Raw genomic sequence first — 18502 nt, 5'->3', positions numbered from 1 at the left:
GCGCTATCCGCGCCGTTCCAACTGGGCCTGTATTTTACCAAGGGCAAGCTTGGCCAGCATCACCGGATGGCGAAAGCGGGCATATTGCGGGTGATCGACAATCCTGTCGGCTGTTTCTGGATCATCGCTTGGCAACCAGCGGATGCCGCGCGACGCCTGATCGATCAGGGCGTTTTCATGCGCTTCGATAAATCCGCGCGACATGCGAAATGCGGTCCGCGTGCGTGCTGGGGCCGGGCCATGGTCATAGCCGTGCCGGATCAGCAATTCATGGCAAACCATATCGCATACCTGCCTGATTTCGGTCGGTAAATCCGCGCGCCAGGCATATTTGCGTGCGCTTGTCATCCCGTCTGCCACTTGCCCTTTCCAGCTTTCATTGGCGGTGGATACGCTTTGCGCAGACTGGCCAAATTCGATCATCGCGGGGTCAAAATCCTCCCCGATATGATCGCAGATCGATTGCAGCACGCCTGCTGCATCATCGACAATGTCCTCATACCGAACCGTGATAGAGCCCGCATCTGCTTCAAGAAACGGCTCAGCTGCCGCATTCCATTGCTGCCACAGATAGATATTGGGCAGGATATGGTCGCTGAATGTCGGCAATTTACGCGTGGAAAGCCCCACATCGCGCGGATCGCGCAGGATGCGAATGATGCGCGCATCGGGCCACAGCTTTCGTATTGTCGGCAGGTGCTGGATATGATTGGGCGTTTTTTCCACCCAGCGCGATTTGCCCTGGCGCTGGGCAAAGGGCACCACCAGCGCTTCCAGCAAAGCGGCAATCCCCGGTTCGCGCTGCGCCAGATAGCGGGTCAATTGATCGCGGTCTGTCCCGAACAGAGCGCTCACATCCTGTTCGGCCAGCGTAAGCGAGGCAATCAGACCGGCCCCCGCGCGCGGCCAATCAGGATCGCGCGTCGCCTGTTCAAGCGAAAGGGTGGGCAATTTGCTGAAAAACTGCGTTTCCGGCCCGGCTGATAAATTGGGATGCGAAGCCAGCATGGCCGCCAGCATAGTCGTCCCCGAACGCGGCGCGCCGACGATAAATATGGGTGGTAGGGCGCAAGGTTGCATTTATAGCACGCTTCGTCTGAAAAACTGTGTCGAAAGGTCGACTGCTTCCTATGAAACGCGCTTCAATCTGACTAGAGCTAATAAACGCGGCTCTGGTCGGCTTGTTCCGGTGCAATTTTTGAATGTTCAAGGGTGGATAAGGCAAATCCACCATGTCACACAGGGATTGGCGCAAGTGAAGAAGCTCTAGAGTTTTAAGTCATTGTCGGCACGAACGGGAAACCTACGTGAAAATTGAAGTTCCAGTAGACGATCTAGACGATGATGATGGCCCTTCAGAGGCCTCTCAGCGCACACCTTTGCTGCCCGATCCCAGCTTTTTGTGGCAGGTGTTCCGCCGCAATCTGTGGCTGTTCCTCGGCTGTATTCTGGCTGCTGTGCTGGCGGCTGTCGCCTATTTGCTGACAGTGACGCCTGAATACACCGCGCGCGCCAGCCTGCTGATCGAACCGGCAACCGATCCGGTGCGCACATCGGGGCCGAATGAAAATTCGCTGATCCCCAATGCCGATGAAATTGACACCGAGATCCGCCTGATTGGTTCGCCGTTGGTTTCCGAGATTGCGGGCCAATTGTATGCGGAACGCTTTGCATCGCCCGATGGGGATGAATTTACGCCCGCTGAAATTGAAAGCCTGGGCAATCGCATCCGGAACGCAACCAGTGTTGTGCGTTCTGGCTCAACCAAAGTCATCGATATTTCGGCAAAGGGTCCGGACAATATCTTTGTGGCGGCTGCTGCCAATCTTCTGGCAGAGGCGTATCTGCAATCGCAAGTGAATGACAAATTGCAGCGGTCCGCTGCGACGCAGGCGTTTATTTCAGAGCGCCTGACCGAGCTTGAGCGCAATGCAATCGATGCGCAGACCCAGCTCGACAATTACCGTGCATCGCGCGGCCTCGTTAGCGCAAATGGCGGCAGCAATGCCGAACAGGAAGTATCCAATCTCAACCAGCAGCTCGCTTCTGCTCAGGCCGATCTGGCGGAAAAGCAGGGGCGGCTTAGCGCAGCACGCGAACAATTGGCGCGCGGCGGGGGCGGTGCGGATGTCGGCGCGGCTTTGGGGTCGGGCACGATCACCAGCCTTCGCCAACAAGAAGCGCGCGTGGGCGCACAATTGGCCGTTTTGACAGAGCGTTATGGCGAATTGCATCCCGAACGCCGCCAGACCCAATCGGAATTGATTGAGATCCAGACCCGCATCCAGCAGGAAATCAACCGGGTCATCTCCAGCCTGCAAGCCGAGGTGCAAACCGCGCAGTCGCGGGTGTCCTCACTTGCCGGGAGCAGGGAGCAGGCGCTGGGCACTTTGACCGCCAATAGCCGCGCGCAAGCTGGACTTAGCGAGCTTGAGCAGAAAGCGCAGGCAGCCACGTCAATCTATCAAAGCTTCCTTGAACGCTCGCAGGAAAATGTCGCCCTGCGCGACAGCGCGCTGCCAGATGCCAGCTTTGCCGCGCGTGCATCGGTTCCAAACAGCCCATCGAGCCCCAATTACCCGCTGACTTTGGTCTTGGCGATGCTGGCCGGGTTTGTGCTGGGCTTTGCTTCGATCTTTATCGCGGAATATCTGCGCCGCGGGGTGCAGACCAAACGCGATGTCGAACGGCGTTTGCGGCTGCGCTATGCCGGCGCAATCCCGACTCTGCGTTCCACGATCAAAGGGCGCATGGCGCTGGAGCCGCCGCAGGAATATGTGGTGAACAATCCCAAATCCTTGTTTGCCGAAAGCTTCCGGTCCATCCAGACTTTCCTCACACTGTCACCGGGCAAACGCCCGCGCGCCATCGCCATCACATCAGCGCTGCCGGGAGAGGGTAAGACCACCACTTCTGTTTGCCTTGGCCGGGCGACTGCGATGGTGGGCGTGAAAACCATATTGGTGGATGCTGATTTGCGCCGCCGCGGATCGAGCGAGCTGCTCGATTATGAAAGCGAACACGATATCTATGATTACCTGCATGGCCGGGCTGATCTGGATGCGTGCATTTACACCGATCCGCGCACTGGTCTTGATTTGCTTGGCAGCAATGACGGGTCCGATGAAGCGGGCAATCCGATGACGGATGACAAAATCCGCGAAATGATCAACGAATTGCGCAATCGCTATGATGTGGTTGTGGTCGATACCGCACCGATCCTGGCCATTGCAGAAGGCCGGGTGATTGCAGCAGCCGTGGACCGCGTGCTGCTGGTTACCCAGTGGAAGAAAACATCAATCCGCGCGGTCGAAGCGGTGGTCGATATGCTGCTGGAGGCCGGGGCAAAGATCACCGGGCTCGCGCTCAGCCAGGTCAATATCAAGAAATTCGCCAGCACGGGCGACGGTGATGTCTATGCCTATACGAAGAAATTCCGCGGCTATTACGTCAATTAAGGGTCAAGTTTACATCAGGGGGAAATTGACGATGGCGAAAGCCAATGGGGCGAAAGCCAATACGGCGAAGGCCGCAGGCGGGCTGCGCGCTGCCAGCATTATAAAAAACGCCGCAATCGTTGCAGGGGCAGGGGCCGCAATAGCTTTGCCCACCGCTAGCGCGTCTGCGCAATCGGACCGTCAGGCGCAATCGGTTGCCGAGCGCAATGCGCCGGAATTTTCCAGCACGCCGATACCTGTTGGCGGGTTTGAAATGTTCCCGTCGATTGATCTGGACGTTGAATATAACGACAACGTCTTTGCGACCGAGACCAATGAGCGCGACGATCTGATCGTATCGCTGCGGCCAAATATCCTGCTGCGCGATCGGCGCGAAGATGGCGAGACGCGCGTTAATCTGTCAGCGGACCTTCGCCGTTTCACCGATATCTCTAGCGAGAATGCAGAGCAGTTCCGGCTAGATGCGACCACGCGTCAAGGGATTGGCACCGGGTTTGAATACAATCTGGGCGTGCTGCTTGAACGCAATAACGAACAGCGCCGCAATATAGACGCGTTCGATGTGGTCACCGCGCAGCCTGTGTCGTTCACCAATGTTCAAGCCACTGGCGGGGTGGCCAAGGAATTTGGTCCTTTCCGGGTCAGCGCAGAAGGGCGTTTGCGAGCGGTATCGTTTCAGGGCGATGTCAATGTGGGCGGCACTCTGTTTGATTTAAGCTTTCGCGATTTTGAAACCTATCGCGGCACGGTGCGGGCATCCTTTGCCCGCTCGCGCGATCAGCGTTTCTATGTGCAAGCCCAAATTGATAAGCGCGACGCGGAACTTGCACCCCTGTTCGAAGAATTCGTGGTCGTCGATTTCATTGACCGATCATCGGACGGCTTCCGGTTTGAAGCTGGATACGGCCAGCAGGTGACCGAGCTATTGTATCTGGATGTGCGCGCCGGGTATTTGCGGCAGAATTTCGATGATCCCACTCTCAACCCAATCGAGGGATTGGCATTCCAGGCGGATGTCTTGTGGAATGTCACGCCGCTCACATCAGTGGCATTTTCAGCGCTGAGGCAAGTGGATGAAACGCTCAACCCGGAATTTACCGGCTTGCTGCGCACCGAAGGCCGAGTGCAGATCGAACATGAATTGCTGCGCAATCTCGTTCTGACCGGGCGGCTGGGTTACGCCGATCTCAATCTTGGCAATTCTGATCGCGATGGTCGCCGGTGGAATGCCGGTTTCCTTGTCGATTACAGACTGGATCGCCGCTGGAGCTTCCTGCTTGAGGGGCGGTACTTTGATCGCACCGGCCTTAATGACTTTATACAAAATTCGATCTCGGCAGGGGTCAGATACAGCTTCTAGCGTAGCAATTCGCTAACGATCGTGCTTATATACCGGCTGAGCTCGAAAACGAGCCGCACCGGGAGACAAACGATGCCAGCTATTCGTGGTCGCAGGCACGATGCCAATTTGCTTGCTGTAACGCTTGAACCGACAATGACGTCCGCTTTTCTCCGCAGGAAAGTGGGAGACCAGAAAGCTGGCCGTGCGCGCGCCGGTAAGTATCAACGTTCGGCGCGATTGCTCATATTACTGGCGGGAATTGCGGCCAGCTGGGCGCTGGTGATCGGCGTTGGCTACGGGCTTGTCAGTCTTTTCTCATAGCGCCCATTTTGTCCCACTTTGAGGCGATGATTGCGGTATAAGACAATGTCGCTTGAGTGTTACATTCTGGGGCAAACTTCGACCTTGCGAATCAGAACAGTTTCAATGCTCCTAATCCGGTGTTAGCGCCTTTTTAAGGTTCAACCAGATTTAGGGGATTCGGCAATGTCCGGCGGTCAGGCGCGGAAACTTGCACAATATGAACGCCCGAGGATTATCTCTCGGAGCGATTTCATTATTGATGACCCTGTGTCAGCAAAGATCATCGACCGTGTCGGCTCGTTTTTCTTGCTGGTGATGGCTGCACCTTTAATGGTGTTGATCGCGCTTGGCATTATGATTTCTTCCAAAGGGCCTGTCTTGTTCAAACAGCAGCGCATTGGGCGCGGCGGTAAGAAATTTGACTGCTACAAATTCCGCACCATGGAAGTGGATGCGCAAGAGCGGTTGGATCGCCTGCTTGAAAGCTGCGCGGCGTCGCGGTTTGAATGGGCCAAGGATCATAAGCTGAAGAATGACCCGCGCGTCCACCGCATTGGGAATTTCCTGCGCAAAAGCAGCCTTGATGAGTTGCCGCAGCTGTTCAACGTCCTGATCGGCGATATGAGCCTGGTCGGCCCGCGCCCGATTGTTGAAGGCGAGATCAAGAAATACGGACGGTATTTCGCGCATTATTGCGCCGTGCGCCCCGGGATCACCGGGCTGTGGCAGATCAGTGGCCGCAACGATGTTGCCTATCGCCGGCGCGTCGCGTTCGATGTGGTCTATGTGCGCAAGGGCCGTGTCGCAGACAATGTGCGTATCTTGCTGCAAACTGTGCCAGCGGTGTTGGCCGCGAAAGGCTCATACTAAGCGCTCTGGCCTGCGGGGCGATGCCCCTGCCGATCTTTACTTGTCAGACCTCGCACAAAAACCGTCCCAAATCAGGACATTAGTTTGCGCTATAGTAAACACTGAGTAAAAACCGTGCGCCTGCGCGGGCGTGGACGCAACTTTATTGCGAACTTATCCACGCGGGCGAGTGATGTTTGTGGTTTTGCTCAGGTTCAGAGTAGCTTCATCGAGTCGAGAGGGGCTCGACCAATCAAGGGGCTATCTATGCAAAAGATGAAATTACTGCTGAGCGTCGGTGTTATCGGGCTCGCAGGCGGTCTCGCCGTGCCAGCAATGGCATCAGAAAATGAAAACAGCGAAGAAACGGTCGCACTGGAAGCGCGCGGCACGTTTGAAGGTTTTCAGATCAATCAGCGCCTGTCCACCGTGATGGCGCCCGACCTTTCGATGGCATCCACATTCGCCACTCCAGAAAATTATGAAGCGGTCCCAGTGCCTGCGAGCCCGGAAATTATCGCGCGCGATGATGTTGGCGTTGGCGGTATCATTGATGTCAACAACACGCAGCCATCGGTTGTTCAGCTCTTTATTCAAGACAATGTCACCGGCGGCATTTTCTTCAATTGCACGGGCACGGTCATCAATCCGCGCACAGTGCTGACAGCGGCGCACTGTTTGAACAGCCGGCCATCAGAAGCTTACGGCACACCCGGCACGGGCGACACATCGGTGCTGATCTCGTCCGGCGTTGATAGCTCGGTACGCTTTTTCGAGTATCTTGGCACTGGCGCTGGCTATAATGAAGGCGGCGTCGCGACGAGCACGGACGTTGTGATCCACGCATCCTCCAACCAGGAAAATGGCGGCTTGGCCTTCCCATGGGCTGATATCGCTCTGGTCGCTGTGGACGCGCCGATCACCGATATTCCCTCAATGCCCATTCTGCTGACCCCGCTGGATGAGCTGACTCATGTTGTTCAGGTTGGCTACGGCACTTTTGGCGTTGCCAATGGCGTAGAGGGCGGCGGTTCTGAAGGGATTGGCTTCCTGCGCCGCGTTGGCGAAAATATGCTGGGCGCGATCGCATCGCCTGCCGATCTGGGCGATAGCCTGTTCCCCGCTTTTGCGCCGACATCCGATTTCGGGTTCGAGACGCAGGCCTTTTACTTCACCGATTTCGACAACCCCGATCGCACTCAGGAAGAGCTGGATGGATGTGTGTTCGACCCATTCGGTCCAGTATGCGACAGTTTGGAGGCGGTTCGCGCGATCGACTATTTCGATGATGATGCGCTGCCAAACGAAGTTGCGACAGCGGGCGGCGACAGTGGTTCGCCATTGATTGTAGATGAGCTTTATGATTTCCCGATTGTCACAGCGGTCCTGTCGGGCGGGTTTGATTTCTTCAGCGTTCCTGAAGGATATGGCGATATCAGCTTCTACAACCCGATCTATCCGTTCTTTGAATTTATCTCAGAGAACACGGCATACAAATATGTCTCTGCCAAAGCGGGCAATGGCGTGTGGTCCGATGCGTCTCGCTGGACGCAGGATCTCGATCCCGGCTTCTTTGTCGATGACGGCACGGGTACGCTCGTAAACGGTCTGCCGTCGGGCAGTGAGCCGGGCGTTTATGAAGCAGGGCCCAAACTCGGCACGATTGTCGGGATTGATATCTCGGGCAATTCCACCGCGCCTTCGCCGTTCCTGCCGCCCGAAGGCACGCCCAATTTCGGCGCTGACACACCCAACAGCTCTGTGCTGCTTGGGCCGGGTTCAACCGGGTTTGTCCCGCAAAACACCGATGGCACACCGGGCGCTGCGTTTGAAAATCCTGCGCAATATTTCGAAGTGCATCTCAACAATTTCGGGCGCACCACGGTCGATCTTGATGTTGAGATTGATAAGCTTGTGATCGACAATGGCGATGCGAGCTTCATCCTGCCGAGCGCCTATTCCTTCTCATCCATTATTGGTGTCGAGCAGTTCGATGGCACATCGAAAATCGATGGGACGCTGGATGCTGGCATCGTTGCGCTGTTTGGCGGCATTATGTCAGGCGGGGGCACTGTTAACACGCAGGCGTTCTTCAACCTTGCAGGCGGTTTGGCACCGGGCAAACTTCGCGGCACGGGCACACTGAATATTGATGGCGATTACATCCAAGCCTCATCGGGCGCTTTGCTGGTTGATATCTCCTATTCGCGCCGCCGGATTAAGTCTGATCTGCTGAATATCAGCGGGGACGCAAGCCTGTCAGGGACTTTGGCTATCAGAGGTCTGGGCCGCCCACGTTTTGGGGATGAGGCTGTTGTTCTCAGCGCCAATTCCATTCTGGGTGATTTCCAGGAAGTGAACCTGTTCACTCGGTCTCCTGTCCTGTTTGCTGAAACCCGGATTGATGGCGGCGATGTCATCGTCACGATCAATGCTCGCAGCATTGGCGATATGGTTTCCGGCAATCTCACAGGTGTCGGACAAGCGCTGGATACGCTGCGGTTCTCTGGCCGGGGCGATAACTTTGCTGGCCTGTTCGATGTCATCGACAATGCTGGCTTTGACAGCCTTTTGCCGACATTGAATTCGCTGACTCCGGTCAGCGCGTTCGGGCAATCCATGGTCGCCAACAGCTTCTCGCAGCGTTTCACCGGGCAATTGGGTCAGCGCACGCTGGCTTTGCGCGGCGCCAACAAAGCGGCAGCGGGCTTCTCATCGGCGGGCAATGCTTCCTTTGCAATTGCAGGGACAGCGCCGGGCGAAGAGAACAAGCTGGGCTTTTTCTCTACCGTATCGGGCGTGTTCTTGAACGGTGCAGACCGCAATACGGGTGCCAATGCATTCGAAGAAGCCGCTTTCACTCAATCGGGTGAGCTGACGCTTGGCGCGGATATGGAAGTGTCCGATGGCTTTAGTATCGGTTTCGCAATGACCAGCATCCGCAATTCCGGCACCAATATCGGCGCATCGCAGCGTCCCGATGATACCAGTGTCGCAGGCGCGGGCTTTGCAGCCTACCAGTTCGGCAATGGCTTTGCCGATATGTATGTCGGCTTTTCCGAGCAAACCTACGGTGTAGAGCGGGCGGCGCAGGGCGATTTTGCCAGCCAATATCTCAACGCCAATGGCGCAGCGGATGGCTCGCAAACATTTTCAGGCATGCGTCTGGGCTACACGTTTGACATCGCCAAAGGTGTTGAAATGGGTCCAGTGGCGAGCCTTGATTATGTTCGCAACAATATCGGCGGCTACACCGAATTTGGCGCAGGCCAGTTCGGGCTGACGGTGCTGGATCGCACGTTCACATCAGCAGGTGCAAAAGTTGGCCTGATGGGATCGCTGGACACGGGCATTGGCAGTAAAGGTCAGTTGAGCGCCTTTGGCTCAGTCGCATATGCACGTGAGCTGGCGGACAATGCGGATATCGTGACAGCGCACTTTATCGGTGCATCCGATGTGCCTTTCGCGATCAGCAACGCGCTTGATCCGGAATGGGTCAGCGTCAACGCTGGCGCGCAATTGTCCTTGGGCAATGATCTGAGCGTTAGCGTAAGCGGCACATCTGATCTTGGCCGCGGTGTGCTGACTAACAATCAAGGTCGTATGACCCTGAACTGGCGCTTCTGATCAGACCCGATTGATCGGCAGATTGCCTTAAAAGCGGCCGCGTTTCTTCTAAAGGGAAGCGCGGCCGTTTTGCGTTGTGACGGGTTGCAGCGATCTTGTGCCGCCATCGCAGGGGCAAGTCGTTAGTGACTGCATCATGGGCGGCAAAGGTTCGGCCTGAAGCGCAGCGGCTCATTGGGACACAGACATCTCTTCCTGCGCTGCTGTGCGGCGAAACAATCAGGCATCAATTGGGTTGTCCGAACTTCATGCCTCGGAATGTCTCGCTAAGATGTATCGCCGCTTTGATCCGTAAAAATACGCTGTCCATAAGAGTGTTGTAAGTTATGCAAGTGAGCTTTTCAGTGTAGCGGACAGTCGTACCCCACCATTAACGAACTCTTTTATGGGCGCGCATTTCTCAGTCCTTTGGTGCCACCGGCGCAACTTGTAAAATCCTATGAAATCGAAGCCTTAGCGCACCTATTCGGGGTATAAGTAAGATTTAAGCAAGGATTTGTTAGGGATGCTGCTCTAGCGCAAAATGATGACAGCGCTCTGAGGGGGCTCTGCGTTTATTCATGTGGGTGCGCAAAAATGCGGTATTTTGGACGACTGACCGAACAGCTTTTGGCTAATCTGAAATGGTTGCTGATCGGGTTTGTGGCTTTGACCATGGGCACTGCCGCAAGCGCTCAGGATTTGCAGATAACCGATTATGTCTCTGCGCCTGATCCGGTCGCGGAATCGGCTGATGCGACGTTCACGATAACTGCGGCCAATAACAGCGCGCAGGCCGTGAACAATCCGGTCGTGACGATTGATGTACCCTCAAACTTCGAAGTCACTGCCGGCGATGTGCCGGCCTTTTGTTCGGTCAGCGGCGCTGTTGGTTCGCAGACCATCACTTGTAATCTGCCCACCCTGGTAAGAAACAGTCCGCAGACATTCAGTTACACCGCGACAGCGCTTACAAGCGGCGCTGCGTCCACGACGGCTACTATTTCTGCTGCAGGCATCACCGACCCCAACTCCGGGAATGATTCTGTTACTATCACGCCTACGGTTCGTAACGGTGCCGATTTGTCAGTCGCCAAATCAGGGTCCGCGCCCAACGTAATTGCTGGTGGAACGCTAACTTACACATTGACTGTTCAAAACGATGGCCCCTCGACCACCTCCGCTGTGCGAGTGGTCGACAACCTCCCGGCCGCATCCGATTTTGATTTCCAAAGCGCAGGCGGCACTGGCTGGTCGTGCTCGCGATCAGGCCAAACGGTTACGTGCGACTATTCAGGTGCGGCACCCGCTCCGGGCAATCCTTATCCCGATATCTCGATTGTCGGCCAGATTATATCGAATTCAGCTGGAACAATCTCGAACATCGCCAGCGTCGAAATTACAGAGCTGACAACGCTCGATCCTGACTTGTCGAACAACACTTCCAACACCGTTGTGACCAATGTCGAGGCGGGCAGCGATCTTGCCGCGCAAAAGTCCATGCCGTCGACAATCATCGTTGGTGAAAGTGCAACGATCCGGCTGACGATCAGCAATACGGGTCCGCAGACCGTGCCGGCTGGTGTCACGATTTCTGATACCATTGACTCTTCACTCACCATTGGTGCGCTGCCTGCCGGTTGTACGCAAAGTGGTCAGACGGTGACGTGTACCGCCGGTTCGTTGAATGCGCCGGGCCAGGCTGTTTTTGATATTCCGGTTACCGGCGCTTCTGCCACGGGCGGCCAGATCAACAACGTTGCCACTCTAACGCCTGTTGCTGGATTTCCCGATCCCGATGCGAGCAACAACACCGATACGGTTCAGTTTGAGGTTGAAGAGCCCAACGCTGATCTTCGCCTGCGCACCAAGAGCAAGTTTCCTAACCCTGTTGCGCCCGGCTCGAACGTTACTTCACGGATATTTGTACGCAATGATGGTCCATCAATTGCCAGCTATTCCGCTGCCAGCCCTCTGATCATAACCGACCAATTGGGTCCGAATGAAACTTTCGTCAGTGGTCCTGCGGAATTCGATTGTACAACCGCGCCTAATGCGGGCGGCACTTTGGTTACCTGTCGTACAAACACGACAGGCACCTTGGCGGTAGGGTCAGACATTGAACTGCGGCTGATCACTCAGGCGAATGCCGGTACAAATGGCGCCATCACGAACGAGGCCTGCACTGATACAACCGCAGGTTCCATGCATACCCCGTCGTCAGCGGCCAGCCCTTCGGGCGATGACTGCTCTTCGCGTAGTGTAACGTCGACGACTTCCTCTGCTGATCTGACGATCGACAAATCGGTCAGCCTCTCGCCATCGAGCGGCTTTACTGGCAATTTGACTATCCCCGATACGACTGATGTCTTCTACATCCAGTTGGTTGCCCGCAATCGCACTGGCGATCCTGCGGCCAATGTTCGCGTTCGTGATCTGCTTCCAAACGTTATCAATTCAGGCGGCCTTACCACGGGGGTGACGCTTGAAAGCTTTACTACCCCGACCGCCCCTTCTTTCAGCTATCAGCCGAACAACAACCGGGTCGATATCAATTTCAACAATCTGGTCGTGGGTTCGCCGCAGACTTTCGTTCTGCGCGTTGAGCGGCCCTTTGGCAGCGGCACGTTTACGAACACCGCGACAATTTTCTCGTCCAACACGACAGAAACAGACAACAGCAACAACAGCGATGATGCCAATTACACGATTGGCCCTGTCGCTGACATGACGATCAACAACAAAAGTGTGACGCCTGACCCCATGCGGGTTGGTGTGCCAGCGACATATTTGATCAGTGTGCGCAATGATGGCGCAAACCCGGCCGAAGACGTGGTTGTCACCGATGTAATCGATCCTGCCTTGTTTGACATTATTGGCACGCCCACAACTACGAAACCCGGTGGAAGCTGCTCGGTTGTGCCCGCAACCGGTACAGTGACGTGTAATCTCAACCAGTTCATCCGCAATGAAATCCGCCAGGTTCAAGTCGAAGTTCTGCCTAAATTCCCATTTGGCTCAACCTCGTTCACGAACCGCGCGACGGTTGAGACCAGCAGCCTGGACAGCAATGGCGGCAATGATCCCAATGCCGGCAACAATTTCTTTGATCTTGTCCATGATGTTGACCCGCCAGCCTTTGATTTGGCCGTCACCAAGGTTGAAACCAATCCCGCAACCGATGATCCGGTGCGTTTTGACGAGACGTTGAATTACGACATTCGCGTGTCGAACTTTGGCCCGTCGCGCGCCACTGATGTCCTGCTGACAGATATTCCTGCGCCGCCGTCCGGTCTGACGATGACGCTTGATACCGTCACGATTAACCCGGTTGCTGCCAATAGCGGGCTGTCTTTGCAGGCTGCTCCGAACGCGGGTTGCTCGCCTTCTGGTGCCAATGTGCTGTGCCGGATCGATACGACCAGCACGGCGGATAATTTCCTCGACCCCGGCAATCAGGTGATCTTCCGCCTGACCTTTACCACGGGCGGCACGCCGCCTTCGGGGGTTGTGACCTTTGGCAACGCGGCTGAAGTTACAGCGGCGGAGCAAACCTCGACGACTGGCGCTGGTGCAGATTCTCAACTGCCCAACAACACGGCGTCGCAAAACACGACTGTTCTTCCGTCAACCGATCTTGAGATTGTCAGCAAGGTTCGCAATGGCGCGCTTCTTCGCAGTGTGAACGAACCGGTCGAATATGTGATCCAGTTCCGCAACAATGGCCCATCGACCGCGACTGAAGTCATCATTACGGACGTCCTGCCGACAGGCTTCGTCTATTCGGCAACGCCTGCGCCCAGCACCTCCATCCCCGGCGGCAGCGGGGCCAGTGTGACTGGTGTCAACTGCACCGGCACCGGCACGATCACTTGCACAGTTACGGGCAATTTCCCGGCGGGTGCTGCCAACACGGTCGACCTGTCAGTGTTTGCCGTGGCAGAGGCCCCGTATTCCGGTGATGTCGCACCGACCAACGCCACCAACACTGCCACAATTACGCCAGGTGTTGATGGATTTGGCGATCCGCTCAGCGAAGACCCTGACAACAGCAACAATGATGGGTCTGCCAACACGCAAATCCAGCCTTCGTCCTTGTCAGGCACCGTTTATGGTGATGCCAATGAGAACGACATAATTGACGCAGGCGAAGGCCAGTCCGGCATCACGGTAACGCTCAGCGGTGATGATGCGTTTGGAAATATGGTCAGCTTTACCGCCACGACTGATGGCAATGGCAATTACACGTTCCCCAATCTGCCGCCATCCGATTCAAACGGCTATCAGATTGTCGAAACCGAAAGTCCTGCCTTCTATGACCGCGCGGAAACCGCAGGTTCTGTTGGCGGCACAGTCAACAACGGTACCTTTGGCGATAGCGCCGCTGAAAATACGATCAGTGCGGTTGTTCTTGCGGCGTCCACTGATGCGACAGGCTATATCTTCCAGAACCGCCCCAATGCGGTGATTGATGCCGATGATGACAATCCGGCGGCAGTTGTTGGCGCGATGGGCGGCGATGACATCATCAATGTGCTCGACAATGATGAATTCAATGGCGCGACTGCTACGCTGGGCGAAATCGATATCAATATCGTCAACCCTGCCACTCCGATCAATGGCGGGTCGGTTCCTGTGCTTGATCCGGCGACCGGGCTCGTCGATGTTCCCGCTGGTACCCCTGCTGGAACCTACACTATCGATTACGAAATCTGCGATGAGGATGATCCTGATAACTGCGCACCTGCGACGGTGACCATCGAAGTCACGGCCGCATCGATCATGGCGGTTGATGACAGCGAAACCGGCATTAATGGCCTGACGGGTCAGACCAATGTACTCAATGTCCTTGATGACGACATGCTCGACGGTGCAGCGGCAGATATTGCCGATGTGACGATTACGGTCGCGACCGGTTTCACCGTTCCGGCTGGCCTTACTTTTGATCCGGCGACGGGCAATGTCTCGGTTGATCCGGGCACTCCTGCTGGTCAGTACACGTTCGATTACACGATCTGCGAGACGATCAACCCGATGAACTGCTCGACCGCGACAGTAACCATCGATGTTGATGCCGCTCCTATTCTTGCAGTTGATGACAGTGCATCAGGAATTGATGGCGCTGTGGGCCAAGCCAATGTGCTCAACGTCCTTGATGACGACACTCTGAATGGCGATCCGGCAACAACAGGCGAGGTTGTGATTACAGTCGCCACGGGTTCAACGGTTCCGGCCGGGCTCACATTTGATCCTGCGACGGGCAATGTCTCGGTTGATCCGGGCACGGCTGCCGGCACGTATCAGTTTGACTACACGATCTGCGAAATCCTCAACCCGATGAATTGTTCAACTGCGACCGCAACGGTCACTGTTGATGCGACGCCTATTCTGGCGGTTGATGACACGCGGCTTGGTGTTAACGGGCAAGATGGTGAGGCCGATGTTCTCAATGTCCTTGATGACGATACGCTCGATGGCGCTCCAGCGACGACCAGCAATGTGACCATCACGCTGGCGACAGGTTCAACTGTCCCGGCTGGTCTGACATTCGATCCAGCAACGGGCAGCGTCTCGGTTGATCCGGGTACACCCACTGGCACTTACAGCTTTGATTACACAATCTGCGAAATCGCAGTGCCGACCAATTGCTCAACTGCAACTGCAACCGTCACGGTTGATGCGGTACCGATCGTTGCGGTGGATGACAGCGCGACGGGTATCAATGGCCTTGATGGGCAAAATGATGTCCTGAATGTGCTTGATGATGACACGCTTGATGGTGATCCTGTTGATCTGACCACGGTCACGCTGACTGTGGCAACCGGCACCAGCGTTCCTGCAGGGCTCACATTTGATCCGGCGACGGGGAGCGTCTCGGTTGATCCGGGCACGCCTGCTGGCACGTATGAATTTGATTATACGATCTGCGAAATCCTCAACCCGATGAATTGCTCAACTGCGACGGCGACAGTGGTTGTCGATGCGGCTCCGATAGCGGCGGTGGATGACAGCGTGGGCGGTATCAATGGCGCTGATGGCGGCGATGATGTGCTCAATGTGCTTACCGGCGATACGCTGAACGGCGATCCGGCGACCACGGGTAATGTCGTCATCACGGTTGCGACCGGCTCCAGCGTCCCCGCAGGTCTGACATTCGATCCGGCAACGGGCGATATCTCGGTTGATCCGGGCACGCCTGCTGGCACGTATGAATTTGATTATACGATCTGCGAAATCCTCAACCCGATGAACTGCTCAACCGCGACAGCCACTGTTGAAGTGATCGCCGCGCCGATTGAAGCCAATCCGGATGTGGCAGCGCCCACCAATGGCGCTGATGGTGCCAATGGCGTGATCGATGTTCTGCCCAATGACACGCTGAACGGTGTGCCAGCGGACCTTAGCACCGTGGATATCACAGTCGTAACACCTGCTGATCCGGTGAATGGCGGGCTGGTGCCTGTGCTTGATCCGGCCACTGGCCTGGTGAATGTGCCGCCCGGCACCCCTGCTGGGAATTACGAGATCACCTATCAGATCTGCGAAGAGATCAACCCGACCAATTGCGCGACCACTACGGTTACCGTTCCAGTCGAGGCATCTGAGATCCTCGCAGAAGATGTGAGCGTGAACGATATCGTCGGCGCGAATGGTGCAGATGATGTGCTCAATGTTCTGACCGGTGACACGCTGAACGGCGCACCTGCCACAACGGACAATGTCACGATTACGGTTGCACCGGGATCGGCAGTGCCTGCAGGGCTCACATTCGATCCTGCCACTGGCAGCATTTCGGTTGATCCGGGCACTCCTGCTGGCACTTACAGCTTTGATTATCAGATCTGTGAGACACTCAATCCGACCAATTGCACCATGGCGACCGCGACGGTAACCGTGATCGCGGCTCCGATTGAAGCGACCGATGACAGCGAAGTTGAAATCGACAGCTCGTTTGACCAGCCTAATGTCCTCAACGTCTTTGATGGCGATACAATTGATGGCCAGCCCGCGGGGCCCGACAATGCGATCCTGACAATTGCGCCTGGTTCATCGCTGCCGCCCGGTATCACTTTCGATCCGGCCACCGGTATCGTGGGTGTCGAACGCGGCACGCCAGAGGGTGATTACAGCTTCGAATATCAAATCTGCGAAGCTCTGAACCCGACCAATTGCACCACTGCGACGGTCAATCTGAATGTCGTACCGACAGCTGGCGGGATTAGCGGCGTGGTCTTCCTCGATGAAAACCTCAACCGCACATTCGAAGGCGGAGAGGATCTGCAGACCGGTTGGACCGTGCAGGTTGTGCGTAATGGCGAAGTGGTTGCCACCGTCCAAACCGATGCGGATGGTTTCTATACAGTCGAAGACCTGCTTGCAGGTGATGACTATGAAGTACGCTTCTTCAGCCCCAATGGCGGCGCGCAGTTTGGCTCGATCGAAGATATTACGATCGCCGCCGGAACCACTACTACCGATCAGAACCAGCCAATTGACCCGTCAGGTGTCGTTTACGATGCGATCTCGCGTCAGCCAGTGACAGGTGCGGTCGTCAATCTGGTTGATCAGTTTGGCAATATCCTGCCCGATGTCTGCTATATCGATCCCAGCCAATCGGGTCAGATCACTGGTCCTGACGGCTTCTATCGCTTTGACATTGTCGCTGGCGCTGATCCGGCCTGTCCTGTGGGACGCACCGAATATGCGCTTCAGGTGACTGCGCCCAATGGGTTTGCTGATCCCGTATCGACTATCATTGCACCTGAAGACGGTTCGTTGAATGTTGCAGGTCTTGGTGATCCCGCAGCGGTTGTGCCAAACTCGCGCGCACCGCAAGTGGGCGAGCCGACGACCTACTTCCTCAGCTTCCTGATCGCGCAGGGCGATGCGAATGTGGTGAACAACCACATCCCGCTTGATCCCTTCACCGATCGGCCTGATCTGTTGGTGACCAAAACCAGCACCAAGCGCACGGCAAGTGTGGGCGAGCTGGTTCCGTACACGATCACAGTGCGCAACACTGAAGCCACTGACCGCGACAATGTCGATATCGTCGACATCCTTCCGCCAGGCTTCAAATATGTGCCCGGATCTGCACGGGTGAATGATGTGCCCGAGGAACCCGCCGAAGCGGTTCGCGAACTGCGCTGGGAAGATCAATTCCTCGCCGGCAATGCAACCAGCGTCTATTCGATCATCGCGGTGATCGGGGCAGGTGTCAGTGAAGGTGACCGGATCAACACAGCGGTTGCACAGAACGGCAATTCCAATGCCGAGGTGTCCAACCGGGCCCAGGCGGTCGTGACAATCACGGCAAGTGCAATCTTCGATTGTGCTGAGATCATCGGCAAAGTCTTCGATGACTTTGATGGCGATGGATATCAGGACGAAGGCGAGCCGGGCATTCCGGGCGCGCGTGTCGCAACGGTCAATGGTGAGCTGATCACGACTGACGAATTTGGTCGCTATCACATCACTTGTGCAGCCGTGCCAAATGCTCAGATCGGTTCGAACTTCGTGCTCAAACTTGATCCGCGCACCATCCCGGATGGCTACACGCCGTCCACTGACAACCCGCAGTCAATCCGCCTCACACGCGGTAAGATCAGCGAGTTGAACTTCGGAGTGGTCAAAGGCCGCGTCATCACCATCGCGATTGATGATCGGGCCTTCGAAAGCGGTGTCGTTCTAAAGCCTGCCTTTGCTGGCAAGCTGGCTGATCTGGCCCGTCTCGAAGAACAGCGTCTGGTGATCCAGGTGACCTATTCTGCGGGGGCGAGTGAGAATGATGCGATGATCGCAGATCGTCTGAGCACGATGCGTTCCGCGATCGAGGCTGCCTTTGCCGACGATGAATGGGATGGGCCACCACCCACCATCGAAACCAACATGGTGCGCGCAGCCAATGGTGCTGCCCTCAGCAGCGCGGGCGGGGAGTGAAGAC

7 protein-coding genes are annotated in these 18502 nt (G+C 56.1%); 6 read left to right on the top strand and 1 reads right to left on the bottom strand.

Features of this window, described 5'->3' with window-relative positions:
- Positions 1–3 precede the first annotated feature (3 nt).
- A complete protein-coding gene (locus AC0V6W_RS05135) occupies positions 4–1080 on the bottom strand; it encodes a sulfotransferase family protein (RefSeq protein WP_486147816.1) in 1077 nt (358 codons plus the stop codon).
- A 227-nt stretch (positions 1081–1307) separates the two neighbouring features.
- On the opposite strand from AC0V6W_RS05135, the gene AC0V6W_RS05130 reads away from it, so the two are divergent.
- The 6 genes from AC0V6W_RS05130 to AC0V6W_RS05105 all read left to right on the top strand — a co-directional run bounded on the left by AC0V6W_RS05130 (position 1308) and on the right by AC0V6W_RS05105 (position 18498).
- Positions 1308–3458 carry a GumC family protein gene (locus AC0V6W_RS05130; protein WP_486147814.1) on the top strand — a complete coding sequence of 717 codons (2151 nt, stop codon included), beginning with the start codon at positions 1308–1310 and terminating at the stop codon, positions 3456–3458.
- Positions 3459–3489: 31 nt separating this feature from the next.
- A complete protein-coding gene (locus tag AC0V6W_RS05125; RefSeq protein ID WP_486147812.1) occupies positions 3490–4818 on the top strand; it encodes an outer membrane beta-barrel protein in 1329 nt (442 codons plus the stop codon).
- Positions 4819–4980: 162 nt separating this feature from the next.
- Positions 4981–5121 carry a hypothetical protein gene (locus AC0V6W_RS05120; protein ID WP_486147810.1) on the top strand — a complete coding sequence of 47 codons (141 nt, stop codon included), beginning with the start codon at positions 4981–4983 and terminating at the stop codon, positions 5119–5121.
- A gap of 249 nt (positions 5122–5370) precedes the next feature.
- A complete protein-coding gene (locus tag AC0V6W_RS05115; RefSeq protein WP_486147808.1) occupies positions 5371–5973 on the top strand; it encodes a sugar transferase in 603 nt (200 codons plus the stop codon).
- 246 nt (positions 5974–6219) lie between these two features.
- A complete protein-coding gene (locus AC0V6W_RS05110; RefSeq protein WP_486147806.1) occupies positions 6220–9579 on the top strand; it encodes an autotransporter domain-containing protein in 3360 nt (1119 codons plus the stop codon).
- 576 nt (positions 9580–10155) lie between these two features.
- Positions 10156–18498, top strand: coding sequence for a putative Ig domain-containing protein (locus AC0V6W_RS05105; RefSeq protein ID WP_486147804.1), 8343 nt, complete (start codon positions 10156–10158; stop codon positions 18496–18498).
- Positions 18499–18502: the final 4 nt, after the last annotated feature.

Source organism: Erythrobacter sp. JB1-7 (assembly GCF_057365015.1).
The sequence above is the reverse complement of the archived record's forward strand: the minus strand, read 5'-3'. Positions and strand labels throughout refer to the sequence as shown.